Origin of the sequence: Phocaeicola sp. ICN-14070 (genome assembly GCF_037892625.1) — a bacterium.
Taxonomy (GTDB): domain Bacteria; phylum Bacteroidota; class Bacteroidia; order Bacteroidales; family Bacteroidaceae; genus Phocaeicola; species Phocaeicola plebeius.
The window spans coordinates 17,297-29,025 of the sequence record NZ_JBBKBF010000052.1 but is presented as its reverse complement, the minus strand read 5'-3'; the positions used below and the strand labels follow the sequence as shown (position 1 = coordinate 29,025).

At 33.3% G+C, this 11,729-nt stretch carries 17 protein-coding genes; 16 read left to right on the top strand and 1 reads right to left on the bottom strand.

Annotated elements, in window-relative coordinates:
- From WKT20_RS13295 to WKT20_RS13285, 3 genes are all read left to right on the top strand, one after another.
- Positions 1-1,301, top strand: a 1,301-nt coding sequence (locus WKT20_RS13295) for a type IV secretory system conjugative DNA transfer family protein (RefSeq protein ID WP_340417498.1), incomplete at its 5' end; no start/stop codon positions are given.
- Between the two features lie 15 nt (positions 1,302-1,316).
- A complete protein-coding gene (locus WKT20_RS13290; protein WP_138273563.1) occupies positions 1,317-1,682 on the top strand; it encodes a helix-turn-helix domain-containing protein in 366 nt (121 codons plus the stop codon).
- A 334-nt stretch (positions 1,683-2,016) separates the two neighbouring features.
- On the top strand, positions 2,017-2,286 hold the full coding sequence (locus WKT20_RS13285) for a hypothetical protein (protein WP_138273562.1): 270 nt from the start codon (positions 2,017-2,019) through the stop codon (positions 2,284-2,286).
- Between the two features lie 11 nt (positions 2,287-2,297).
- On the opposite strand, the gene WKT20_RS13280 is transcribed toward WKT20_RS13285, so the two are convergent.
- Entirely contained in the window at positions 2,298-2,930 is a 633-nt protein-coding gene (locus WKT20_RS13280; RefSeq protein ID WP_138273561.1) for a M23 family metallopeptidase, read from the bottom strand.
- Between the two features lie 59 nt (positions 2,931-2,989).
- On the opposite strand from WKT20_RS13280, the gene WKT20_RS13275 reads away from it, so the two are divergent.
- The 13 genes from WKT20_RS13275 to WKT20_RS13215 all read left to right on the top strand — a co-directional run bounded on the left by WKT20_RS13275 (position 2,990) and on the right by WKT20_RS13215 (position 11,729).
- Positions 2,990-3,694, top strand: coding sequence for a DUF4099 domain-containing protein (locus WKT20_RS13275; RefSeq protein WP_138273559.1), 705 nt, complete (start codon positions 2,990-2,992; stop codon positions 3,692-3,694).
- Between the two features lie 11 nt (positions 3,695-3,705).
- Entirely contained in the window at positions 3,706-3,912 is a 207-nt protein-coding gene (locus WKT20_RS13270; RefSeq protein WP_138273558.1) for a hypothetical protein, read from the top strand.
- Entirely contained in the window at positions 3,902-5,413 is a 1,512-nt protein-coding gene (locus WKT20_RS13265) for an ArdC family protein (protein ID WP_138273557.1), read from the top strand. Before WKT20_RS13270 ends, WKT20_RS13265 begins: the two co-directional genes overlap by 11 nt.
- A 4-nt stretch (positions 5,414-5,417) precedes the next feature.
- A complete protein-coding gene (locus tag WKT20_RS13260; RefSeq protein WP_138273555.1) occupies positions 5,418-6,782 on the top strand; it encodes a DUF3945 domain-containing protein in 1,365 nt (454 codons plus the stop codon).
- Positions 6,779-7,954 (top strand): toprim domain-containing protein, encoded by a 1,176-nt coding sequence (locus tag WKT20_RS13255; protein ID WP_138273554.1) that lies wholly within the window; start codon positions 6,779-6,781, stop codon positions 7,952-7,954. Before WKT20_RS13260 ends, WKT20_RS13255 begins: the two co-directional genes overlap by 4 nt.
- Complete coding sequence (locus tag WKT20_RS13250) at positions 7,951-8,418, top strand: PH domain-containing protein (RefSeq protein ID WP_138273553.1); 468 nt, start codon at positions 7,951-7,953, stop codon at positions 8,416-8,418. Before WKT20_RS13255 ends, WKT20_RS13250 begins: the two co-directional genes overlap by 4 nt.
- Positions 8,399-9,052, top strand: a complete 654-nt coding sequence (locus WKT20_RS13245) for a hypothetical protein (protein WP_138273552.1) — start codon at positions 8,399-8,401, stop codon at positions 9,050-9,052. The genes WKT20_RS13250 and WKT20_RS13245 overlap by 20 nt, the downstream gene beginning before the upstream one ends.
- An 18-nt stretch (positions 9,053-9,070) precedes the next feature.
- Positions 9,071-9,289 (top strand): hypothetical protein, encoded by a 219-nt coding sequence (locus WKT20_RS13240; RefSeq protein WP_138297510.1) that lies wholly within the window; start codon positions 9,071-9,073, stop codon positions 9,287-9,289.
- 130 nt (positions 9,290-9,419) lie between these two features.
- Positions 9,420-10,289 (top strand): Rpn family recombination-promoting nuclease/putative transposase, encoded by an 870-nt coding sequence (locus WKT20_RS13235; RefSeq protein ID WP_138273551.1) that lies wholly within the window; start codon positions 9,420-9,422, stop codon positions 10,287-10,289.
- Between the two features lie 79 nt (positions 10,290-10,368).
- Positions 10,369-10,590 (top strand): hypothetical protein, encoded by a 222-nt coding sequence (locus tag WKT20_RS13230; RefSeq protein ID WP_138338647.1) that lies wholly within the window; start codon positions 10,369-10,371, stop codon positions 10,588-10,590.
- Positions 10,591-10,674: 84 nt separating this feature from the next.
- On the top strand, positions 10,675-10,875 hold the full coding sequence (locus tag WKT20_RS13225) for a hypothetical protein (protein WP_138273550.1): 201 nt from the start codon (positions 10,675-10,677) through the stop codon (positions 10,873-10,875).
- Between the two features lie 17 nt (positions 10,876-10,892).
- Positions 10,893-11,315 (top strand): hypothetical protein, encoded by a 423-nt coding sequence (locus WKT20_RS13220; RefSeq protein ID WP_138273549.1) that lies wholly within the window; start codon positions 10,893-10,895, stop codon positions 11,313-11,315.
- A 15-nt stretch (positions 11,316-11,330) separates the two neighbouring features.
- On the top strand, positions 11,331-11,729 hold the full coding sequence (locus WKT20_RS13215; RefSeq protein WP_138273548.1) for an exo-poly-alpha-D-galacturonosidase: 399 nt from the start codon (positions 11,331-11,333) through the stop codon (positions 11,727-11,729).

Sequence of the window (11,729 nt, the reverse complement as noted above, 5' to 3'; positions counted from 1 at the left end):
CTACTTTGGCAAGAATGTTGTTTTATCATTACAATTATAATAAACAGGCAGGGAGAACTCCTAAAAATTGTAAGTTTCATATTATCAATTTTACTGATGTGGAATATTCGAGAAGAGTAAATCCAATACAAAAAAAATATATTGCGACGATGGGGGCTGCGTCTGAAACTGCTGCTACATTGATAGAATCATTACAAAAAGGTAAAAGTGAATCTGGCGGTGGAGGCTCTGATGACTTTTTCAAGACTGCTGCCGAAAACTTTTTAGCTGCTATTATCTATTTTTTTGTTCGTTATCAAGATGGTAAGTATTCGGATATGCCTCATGTCTTGGCTTTTTTGAATCATGAATACACTACCATATTTGAGGTCTTAATGACAGATGAAGAGATCTATCCTTTATTAGCTCCCTTTAAAACTGCATTAAAGAATAAGGCAATGGATCAGTTGGAAGGTATGGCAGGAACATTAAGAGTATATGCTTCGAGATTGGCAACGAAAGAGGCTTATTGGGTGTTCTCTGGTGATGATTTCGACCTGAAAGTATCTGACCCTCAAAATCCGTCTTATTTGCTTATAGCGAATGATCCGGAAATGGAGAGTATAACAGGTTCTTTAAATGCACTTATATTGAATAGGCTGATAACAAGGGTAAACTCCGGAGAGGGTAAAAATATTCCTGTAAACATTGTTGTGGACGAGTTACCGACTTTGTATTTCCATAAGATAGACCGATTAATCGGTACAGCACGAAGTAATAAGGTTGCTGTTACTTTGGGATTTCAGGAACTTGCGCAACTCGAAGCAGATTATGGCAAAGTAGGGATGCAGAAAATACTTACAGTTTGTGCTAATGTAGCTTGTGCGTCAGCCAGAGGTAAGGAAACTCTTGAATGGTTGTCTAATGATATATTTGGAAAAGTAAAGCAGATTAAGGAGGGAGTAAGTATCAATAAGGGTTCAACAACAATATCTTACAATGAACAGATGGATAATCTTATTCCTGCTTCAAAGATAGCTGATATGCCAGCAGGATTTTTATGCGGACAGACTGCGAGGGATTTTGTGGCAACTAAAACAGGCTCGAATGGGAAACTTGATATAAGTAAGTCGGAAGAATTTCAGACGACAAAGTTCTTTGCCAAAACTAATTTTGATATGGAATCTATTAAAAAAGAACAAAAAGCTTATGTAGAATTGCCGAAATTCTATAATTTTGGAGATGAAAAAGATAAAATCTTGACAGAAAATTTTAGAAGAATCAATGAAGAGGTTAAGCAAATGTGCGAAACAATCTTATGAAAACAATTATAAATAATGGAAAACGAAGACAGATTGATAGAATTTGGGCGTAGAATTAAAGAAGTGAGAACCTATATGAAACTCACGCAAAAAGATGTAGCTGAAAAGTTAGGAATAACTCAAATTACTGTTAGTCGGATGGAACAAGGTAGGGATGTGAGCGGTAGAAAGCTAATGCAGTTCCTTGATTTTTATTCTCATTATATATCAATAGATAATTTGTTTGGAGAGAAATTCGATTTGATAGAGGAAGAAAATATCTCCCTGCTTTTTGACAAGACTTCGATAGATGTAATTATGAAATCCAAATTAAATAATTCCATCAAAAAGATGGAAGAGGCAAAAAAGCATATCGAAGCGATTTTGGATTACATGAAATAAAAACAATGACTGGTGTCTTTTCATCGTTCCAGGATTGTGCAGCTCTGGAGTGAATGGTGTCTTTATGATGTTCTTCAGGAAGCCATCAGCCGGGAACTGGAAGATGAAAAGGTGTCTGTAACGATAGGGAAAAGAACTGTGTTCAGTACTGGTTGTTTTCCCTATTGTTTTTTTTGCAGGATGTTAAGAATATATTTATTTGTATATATACTTGTATAAATATATATTTGCTATTGAGAACAAGTATATATGGAAGTTTTAAGTGATATTCAAGAGAAATGGTAAAAGAGAATAAATCGGATAACTAATTATTTTCCAAAAAAATCGGGTAACTATGGATATATTATTTTTAATGGTGTTTTTTCTGTTGCTCCTTGGATTTTTATATTTGTTATATAAGGGTATAAAGACTTATATAAAGCTCATAATCGGTTGTTGGTTACTGGGACATAAAATAAAATCAGCTGTTCTATTTGCTGGAGGAATCACAGGGATTATTGTGTCTATATTTCTTATAGAATTTTTAGCTGTGATTTTTATTGCTTGGGTGGTTCTTGGTTTGTGTTGTAATACAAAACCGATTATTTATTATTATCATTATTAAAAAGGGGCAGTCTATAATGCTCCTTTTAGGTAGTTTAGTATTGGAAACGGATCTACGTATTTTCCTTTGAATTTAATAGCAAGATGCAAATGCTCTCCAGTACTTTTTCCTGTATTCCCGGATATTCCCACTCTTTCTCCAGCTTCTATAAAATCCCCTTCTTCCCCAAGGACTGTGTGAAGATGTCCGTATGTTACTTCAAACTCACCATGAGAAATTTTTATATAGTTTCCTAATCCTTTTTTTTCATATCCTATCTTCTTTATTTTTCCCGGCATGATTGAATATACTTCTGAAGAATGTGTTCTAAGATCTATCCCATGATGAATCTTTTTTTTCTTAGAGAAAGGATCTGTTCTTTTCCCAAATTTAGAAGTGATATATATACTATCTAATGGCAAAGAAAGAAGATTTATTTTAGGTTTTGATGCATAAGTGGAATCTTTTTGTGCTGTTTTACAGGAAGTGTTGTTTTCCCTGTTGTTGCTTGGGATTGTAGGGGTGGATTGATTTTCTTTTCTATTAGCTGTATTTGTTGACTGGATTTCGATGTAATTTTTCTTTTTTGACACTGTGTAGAATTGGCAATAGGCACAATTACTTGAAATTAGACAGGTAAAAATAATAATGAGTACAGTTTTCATATACGTATAAAGAATAAAATGCTTATATTTGCTGCAAATATAGTAATAATATTCATTATATGTTATATAAGATGATTTTTAAGGAAGATGAAATTCCTTTTGAAGAACTCTCCGAAATAGGTATAACAAAAGAGAACTTTTTTAACTTACCTATTGATATACTTAATAGGATTCTATTAGGGCGATTATCTCCAGTTATGGAGTTTAAAATATTGGTAGATGGCGAATCTCATATTTTGAAAGGAAAGTTTGCTTTTCATAGAAAAGATGAAAAGGTGCAGCTTAAACTCTTTCCTGTAAATAAAAAATTTCCTTATCAAGACACATTTACAGAAGATGAGATAAGATTATTAAGAGAGGGGAGGATTATTAAATCTATGATAATGGATGGTGGAAAGAAAGTAATGTCTTATATACAACTTGATCCGGAAATTAATACTCTTGTTTCCATTCCTGTAAATCAAATGTTTATACCATCTATATTTTCAGGTAAATCTTTGCCTGTGGACGAAATCGAAATTATAAAGCAGGGAGATATTTTACAACTTAATAAAGGTGATAAATCATTTGTTATCACAATAGACCTTATAAAGCCTTTAAATCTTCTTTTGGTAGAAGAAAGGACAAAAGCAGAGTGGATTAAGGAAAGAGCTATAGAGTGGGATAGAATTAGTCCTAATGTTACTGGATATTGGCTTGTATCTGAAAACGGTTGGCAATATCAAAAATATATGGAAGAACAAACTTACAAAAGAAAAACTTAATTTTATAAGATATGAAAACATACGAAGATTTTGTACAAGAACTTCAAAGGGGTACAATTACTTTGAGCGAATTTGTAAGATATACGGAAGATGAATATGAAGAGTGGCTTTTGAAAGAAAATTTGAAAGATAATAATGAATCTGCTTCCCTGTATCTTGATTTTTTAGAAAAAGAATTTATGCAAAAGCAAAAAGTGAATATGCCTGATGAAGATTAACGAGATTGCTAACAAGGCTTTTACCGAGCTGATGATTCAGAAGATAGAAGCCATATCTGCCGACTGGAAAAAGCCGTGGGTTACAAATAGTTTTTCTGGGATTCCACAAAACATAAATGGAGGAACATATAACGGAATAAATTCTTTGGCTTTATATCTTTTATGCGAGAAAGAAAAATATCCGTTGCCTGTCTTTATGACATGGAAGCAAGCAAATGATTTGGGATTTAGGATAAATAAAGGGGCTAAAGCTTTTCCTGTTGTTTTTTGGAACAAATTGGTGATTCATAAAGAAACGGATAAGAAGATTGATTATAATGATTATATCGCTTTATCAGATGAGGATAAGAAGAATTATAAGGTAATACCTTATATGAAGCCTTTTAACGTGTTTAATGTTGAGCAAACCAACATCAAAGAACAAGCTCCTGAGCTTTACAATAAGTTGATGAATAAATTCTATTTGAATGGCTCGAAGTCGAAAGATGAAAAAGGTCTGTTATCCTATCCAGTTATCGATACAATGATAAAAGATAATCTGTGGTTTGTTCCAATTCTACCCAAAGAGCAGGATAGGGCTTATTATTCTTCATCAGAAGAAAAAATAGTTGTTCCCTTAAAGAGACAGTTTAAAGACGGAGAGAGTTTTTATGCTACATTATTCCATGAGATGGCACATTCCACAGGGCATAAATCACGATTAGACAGATTAAAACCTGCTATTTTCGGAAGTTATGATTATGGGAGGGAAGAACTTGTTGCTGAATTATCGGCAGCTATTGTTTCAAGTTCTTTGGGGATCTCTTCTACAATTCGGGAAGAAAATGCTGCCTATCTCAAATCTTGGCTTCAGACAATAAAAGAAAAGCCCGATTTCTTATTCTCTGTTCTTGGTGATGTAAACAAAGCCTCGCAAATGATATTAGATAAGACATCAAGTATTGAGGCAATGATAGGGAAAGAAAAGGATGTTGTCTCCATCATTGAGGCAAATCTGAAAGAGAATATTGGTGAAGTTGTTATAAAGGTCAATGAGCAAAATGAAAATGATATAAACCTATCTGTGTATGATAACAGTATGATATATCTTGGAGATATTTTCGGAATGAAAACTGGTGAAAAATCATGGAAATTTTCTACTGATACATCTATTGTTATTATGGTTCCTCAAAACAAACTTGATTTCTTCAATAAAAGGTTGCATGGTTCTATCATATCGGATGAGAAATTGGAATTAAGAGAATTGCTTGGGAAGAAAAGGCTGTCTGTACTTGGTACTGTTAAAGTCAAGATAGATAAGATTCAAGTTATGACCGACAAGGATAATAAGCCACTAATAAGATGTAATATTAATGGTAATCCGCAAATGTCAGAAAAGATTCCGACAAAATTGTATGAAGAATATCTTTCAGGAAAAAGAGATTTAAAAAGTATTGCAGCAGAAGTCTTTAAAAATGAAATAGACTTATTGAATAATAGAGATAACCAAATAAAACGATAATATAATGGACGCTAAGATTGACAGAGAAGATGCAAAGAAGTTGATACAGGTAGTTTTGCATAAAGGGGATGTTTCATTCTCTAATTTGAAAGATGTGCTGGATAAAGCAGGAGTTTTAAAGGATGCAGAAATTATTGAAAAATGCGAATTAAAAGCGCAGTATGCGGATAATCATGCAACTACCATGAAAGAGATAGAACAAGCTAAATCTATGAGGGTTGAGTTATCCAACAAGGTTAAAGATGTTCTGGAGGCTAACGGTTATGATATACCTGTATTGTCAGAAGAAGAGAAAAACGAAAGGATTACTTCTGCGCTCCGGGATTTAGGATTTTCTGATGAAGAAGTCGATAAGTTTTTAAAAGATGGAGTTGATATAGCGGAAACAACAGGGAAAGGATTTACATTAAATTTCAAGAATGATGAATCTTTGAAAAAACTGCTGGAGGATAAAGGCATTGATTTTGAAGAACAGGGAGAGAATATAAAAGTCAAAGGAAAACTTTTTATTTCAGAAGGGTTTGAAATTGATAACACAGCCGAGAACAGGCTTAAGCTTGAAGCTGAGAATATAAAATTTTTTCAAAAAGCGGAAGACGAAAGGAAGCTTTTTGTTCCTTTGAGAGCGAAGAAAGTTGCTACACTGTTGGCTCTTGGAATAGTGGCTGGACCAATAGGGGCTTTGGCTATACAGGTTGTTTTGAACCAGACAGGGCTGCTTAATAAGATGATAGACCAACATCAATTATCTTTTAGTCAAAAAGAGGCTTTGAAACAAGGGTTTACCGTAATGGCTATGCAGAGAGAAAATGGAAAGGATGTGAAGCAGTTTATGTATGTGGATAAGGAAACTGGTAAAATAAATAGGGTTAATGTCAATGATATATACATTCCTAAAAAAATAGAGGGAGTTGATTTAACTCCAGCTCAGATGCAATCTCTTAAAAATGGAAAGAATGTAAATATAGAAATAGAGGGTGTTCAAACCTATTGCAGACTTGATTTGAACGAACCGACAGGAGTAAAGATAGCAGGCTTCAAAGAGTTTAAATCAGATAGAACATTTACAGATATTCCGAAGCCTAATAGTCCTGATGAAGATAAACTAAGATACATATCATTGAGAGGAAAGCAGGGTATTGATGATATTTATGGAAGGAATGGAGATAAGTTAGAAAGAGATACATTTTTGGATAAATATAATTTGAAAGAACATTATTATCAAATTGATATGGCGGTAAAGGCTGGGGGAAGTCCTTTGTCTGCTGCGTCTATGGCAATAAAAGAAAAGGTTGCCCAATTAAAAGATTTGGCAGCAACATTATTGTTTGGAATAGAGGAAGAACAATCTAAAGGACAAAAAAGATGAATAATCAGTTATCTTTCAAGGAACTTAAAGACAGGGTAAGCATTATGCAAGTAGCTATGGATTTAGGCTATGTCCTTGATAAATCCAAAGGAAATAGTCAGCCATCCTTTGTCTTGATGTCGGGAGGGAAAGAAGAGACCGATAGGATTTATATAAAAAATCCCAATAATCCATCTATACAGGGGTATTGGAGACGCGGAAGTTATTCTAAAGGTGATGTTATATCATTTGTAAAAGAAAACCTATCTTCTTTCCCTGAAAGCAGAACGGCAAGAAATGAGATCGATGCAATTAATGCAGTCTTAAATCGATATGCAGGACAGCCTTTTAGTATTGATAGATTAATGGCTTCTTCAAGTTATTTTTCAAAAATAATCAATCCTAAGAAATTTGATATAAATAGATACGATAGGGAAAAAAATAATATAGGCTATATGATGTGCTTCTTTAAAAAAAGAGGTATTGATGCAGAAACCGTTAAAAGGTTTTCCAACTTTTTGGAACTGGTTGTAGATAGAGACAGTAAGAATAAATATCGGAATCTTGCTTTTCCCTATTGTGATTCTTCAGGAAATGTTGTAGGTTTTGAACTTCGAGGTTTTTCCGGTTATAGGGGAAAAGCAGAAGGAACGAACAGTACTTCTGCGTTTTGGTGTGCGGATTTCTCGGAGGTAAGACAGCCTAAATATGTTTTCATTTTTGAAGGAGCTTATGACGCAATGGCTTTTCAACAAATACATAATGTAAAAGTTCGATTGGAAGATTGTGCTTTTGTATCGGTTGGGGGGAGTTTTTCAGATGAACAATTTAAGCAGGTCATAAATCAATACCCTAATGCAAAAAAGGTGTTATGCTTTGATAATGATTTAAATGGTCGTATGTATGACATTAGGGCTTATGGTATTATTAATAATTTGGACATGAAGACTTCTATAAATCGTGAAAATGGTGATATTAAAATAGATGTAGGGAATAAGGGAATATTTGAATTACCAGAAGATAAGGTGTCATTAAATGAATTTTTCAAATTGTCTGGTTATCGTCAGCATCCAGATTTGACGATAAGAAAAGCTCCTAATGGCTTAAAAGATTGGAATGAAGTTTTAACCAGAAACTTACCAATAGAGGACTTGCACAGTGCTTATGAAAAAAAAAATAATCTTTCAAGATGAATATAACGATAAAGCCAAATTCCAATTATTGGATTGCTAATAATGTAGGTTCTATTATTCTGTTTATTTTAGCTTTGATATTGCTTGGAAGTGATATTCCTGTAATTAGGTGGATAAGTTTGGTTATTATGGGCTTTACTTACATTAAAGGGTTCTATGATTATTTATATTTAAATTCTTTATCATGGGTTCTTACTGCTGAAACTCTTGAAATCAAATCAGGAATTTTTTCACGTAGCAAAAATTATATAGAGCTTTATAGGATAAATGATTATATTGAAGAACAGACGTTTGTGGAAAGAATCTTTGGAGTAAAGAGAATAATTCTTTTATCTTCGGATAAAACAAATCCCCAATTGACTATAAGAGGAATTGATGATAGCAATAATATATCAGAAATTATAAGAGAAAGAGTTGAGTTTAATAAACAAAAGAAAAACATATATGAAATATCTAATCGTTAGTTTAATGTTTTTTGTAAGCATTGGATCTCATGCGCAATTTATAGATCCGGTTTTATCTGGTACTGTGGCTGCTGGTGATGCAGCTAAGAAAAAAAGTCTTGATGGAATAAAGGATAAGCAAAATAAAATTGCAGCTCTCCAAACTACGATTGCTGCTAATACAGCACAAATAAGAAAGTATGAAAAAGATATGTATAACTATCTGTCAAATGTTAGTGCTGCTATAAAAAATGCTTATGAGATAAAAGAAGCAGCTTCTTTGACTGCCGAGATAGTAAAATGTTGTGGGGCTTGTTTGGAAGCTGCAAAAAAGAATCCGCAAGGAATAGCGGTTGTTGCTTTAGTAAATAAACAGATAGCAAAAGTTAGTGCTGACATGGCTTCTATTTATGCTTACATAACAACTTTAGCCTTGGATAAAAAAACACTTCTTAATGCTGCTGAACGGAACAGAATCACTTGGACGGTTCTTTATGAATTAAGAAAGCTAAAAAGTTCAATACTTTTGCTATGCTTCCAAATCGAAAATTATACTATTGCGGATGTTCCTCAGTTAATGTTTCCAACAGAATATTTCTATATAGTGGATGGAAAGCGTATAGCTCAAGAAATAATAAGGGATTTTTCAAAATAGATTTAGAAATAATGATTAGTGTCTTTTCATCGTTCCGGAATTGTGCAGCTCTGGAGTGAATGGTGTCTTTATGGTGTTCTTCAGGAAGCCATCAGCTGGGAACTGGAAGATGAAAAGGTGTCTGTAACGATAGGGAAAAGAACTATGTTCAGTATTGGTTGTTTTCCCTATTGTTGTTTTTGGAACTATGCTGGATGGGAATTAATGTTTGAAATCCGTACAGATAACAAATATTAACTTCGCATCATGCAAATATCTATATTGTTATTTGTATATATCAATATATATCTATATATTTGTATATTAAAAGATAAAGGTAATGTGTTATTAACCACTGCTTTAGCTGGCAGTATAAAAAATAAAGACTATGACAGATAAATTAGAAAGAGATAGATATGTGAATCCTTATACCGATTTCGGCTTTAAAATTCTTTTTGGAACTGAAATGAACAAAGAGTTACTTATTAGTTTTGTTAATAGTCTTTTAGGTGGAAAAGAGGTTATAAAGGATTTGGCTTATTTAAATTCTGAACATTTGGGCACTTCTGAAAGTGATAGAAAAGCTGTGTTTGATGTATATTGTGAAAACGAAAAGGGGGAGAAAATATTAATTGAAATGCAGCGAGGTGAACAACAATTTTTTAAGGATAGAAGTTTATATTATTCAACTTTTCCAATTCGAGAGCAGGGGCAGAAAGGTGAATGGAATTATCATTTAAAAGCGGTTTATGTTATTGGCATTTTAAATTTTACTTTTGATGATAGTTGTAATAACTATTATCACCACGAAGTGAAATTAGTGGATATGATAACTAAGGAAGTTTTTTATGATAAACTTACTTTTATTTATCTTGAAATGCCGAAATTCAACAAGAGGGAAAACGAATTAAGGGATATGTTTGACAAATGGCTTTTTGTTTTAAGAAATCTATCCCGTTTAATGAGCCGTCCAGAGGCATTGCAGGAAAGAGTGTTTACTAAACTATTCGAGGCTGCTGAAATAGCAAAATTTACAAAAGAACAATATGAAGCCTATGAGGATAGTTTGAAAGTGTATAGGGATTGGAAAAATACTATTGAAACAGCCGAGTTGAAAGCCGAGAAAAAAGGAAGAATTAAGGGCAAGATGGAAGAGAAAAAAGAAATGGCGCAAAAAATGCTACAAAGGGGATTTTCCTTAGATGATATTGCTGCAATTACAGGGCTATCCAAAGCTGATATAGATAATATTATATAAGGTATTTGATAGATATGTAAGATTGGTGTGTCTTGAATCAGGATAGTGCGACAACTTCGTATTGTTCTGATTTATTTTTATGGTGTCTTTTCATCGTTCCAGGATTGTGCAGCTCTGGAGTGAATGGTGTCTTTATGGTGTTCTTCAGGAAGCCATCAGCTGGGAACTGGAAGATGAAAAGGTGTCTGTAACGATAGGGAAAAGAACTATGTTCAGTATTGGTTGTTTCCCCTATTGTTGTTTTTGGAACTATGCTGGATGGGAATTAATGTTTGAAATTCGTACAGATAGCAAACATTAACTTTGTATTATGTAAATAATTATATAGATATTTGTTTATATCAATATATATTTATATATTTGCGTAAAGAAAGGAGATAGTAAAATGGAAATCAAATTAACAAAAATACAAATTATTCATTTAGAACATATATGCAAAAAAGGATGGGGTGGTTATAGTGAGCCTAATGCCTTTTTAGATGAAATGGTAGTAAATGGTTTATTGACAAGAAAACCCGGACCATTTGGTGATGTGGTTTATCGTCCAACTAAGAAAGGTAATGAATATATTGATTTAAAAAAATGAATTAATTGGTATGAATTATGAAGCGGTACGACAGTAGAAAAACTTATTTATTAAGGTGGAAAAAGAAATATGAACATCTGATAGAAGGTGGAATTATTACTGAAGACGAAATGTACAAATACGAAAAATTAAAGAAAGAACTTTCGCTGGTTGAAAAATTATCCGCTTTGCATGATTCTGAAAAACTAACTTCTTCTAATAGAGGTGGTGTGAGGATTGGCAGTGGAAGAAAAAGAAAACCTTATAGTACAAAGGCAATTAGGATTACTTCTATTTTTGAAAAAGAAATTAGAATAGTGGAAGATCTTTTAAAAGGGTTTGTAATAATCACAGATAATGAAGAATATGAATATTCTTTTTCTATGAATGAGGTGAAAGAATTATTATCACGTATAGAAATTGCACTTGATTTTTATAACAAAAATTTAACTGATAAATAAAGGTAAGCAATAAACATGAAACCAACAACTTACATTGATTGGGACGGTCTGAAAGATATTCCGTTCTTCTACTGCGATACAAGGGAAGATGAAGAAAACAAGGATTTCGACATCTACTACATGGGTAAGCTGGTGCTGCATGACTACAACCATTGCGGACACTACCTCTACACAGCTGCTGTGCTATTTAGCAGAATCAAGAACAAAACGGCAGACTGGGTGAACCTGCGCAATCTTTGGATTCTGCGTGATTGCGTGCGTGAGAACTACAATCACGGCATAGGGGTGGACGACATTATCTTTGGAGAGAATTTTGATGGCGAGAACCTCGATACACTCACACCACTTACAAAGAAACGCTTCGATTATTTGTGCAAGCGGATTAAGGAACTTGACCCATACGCAACAATTTAA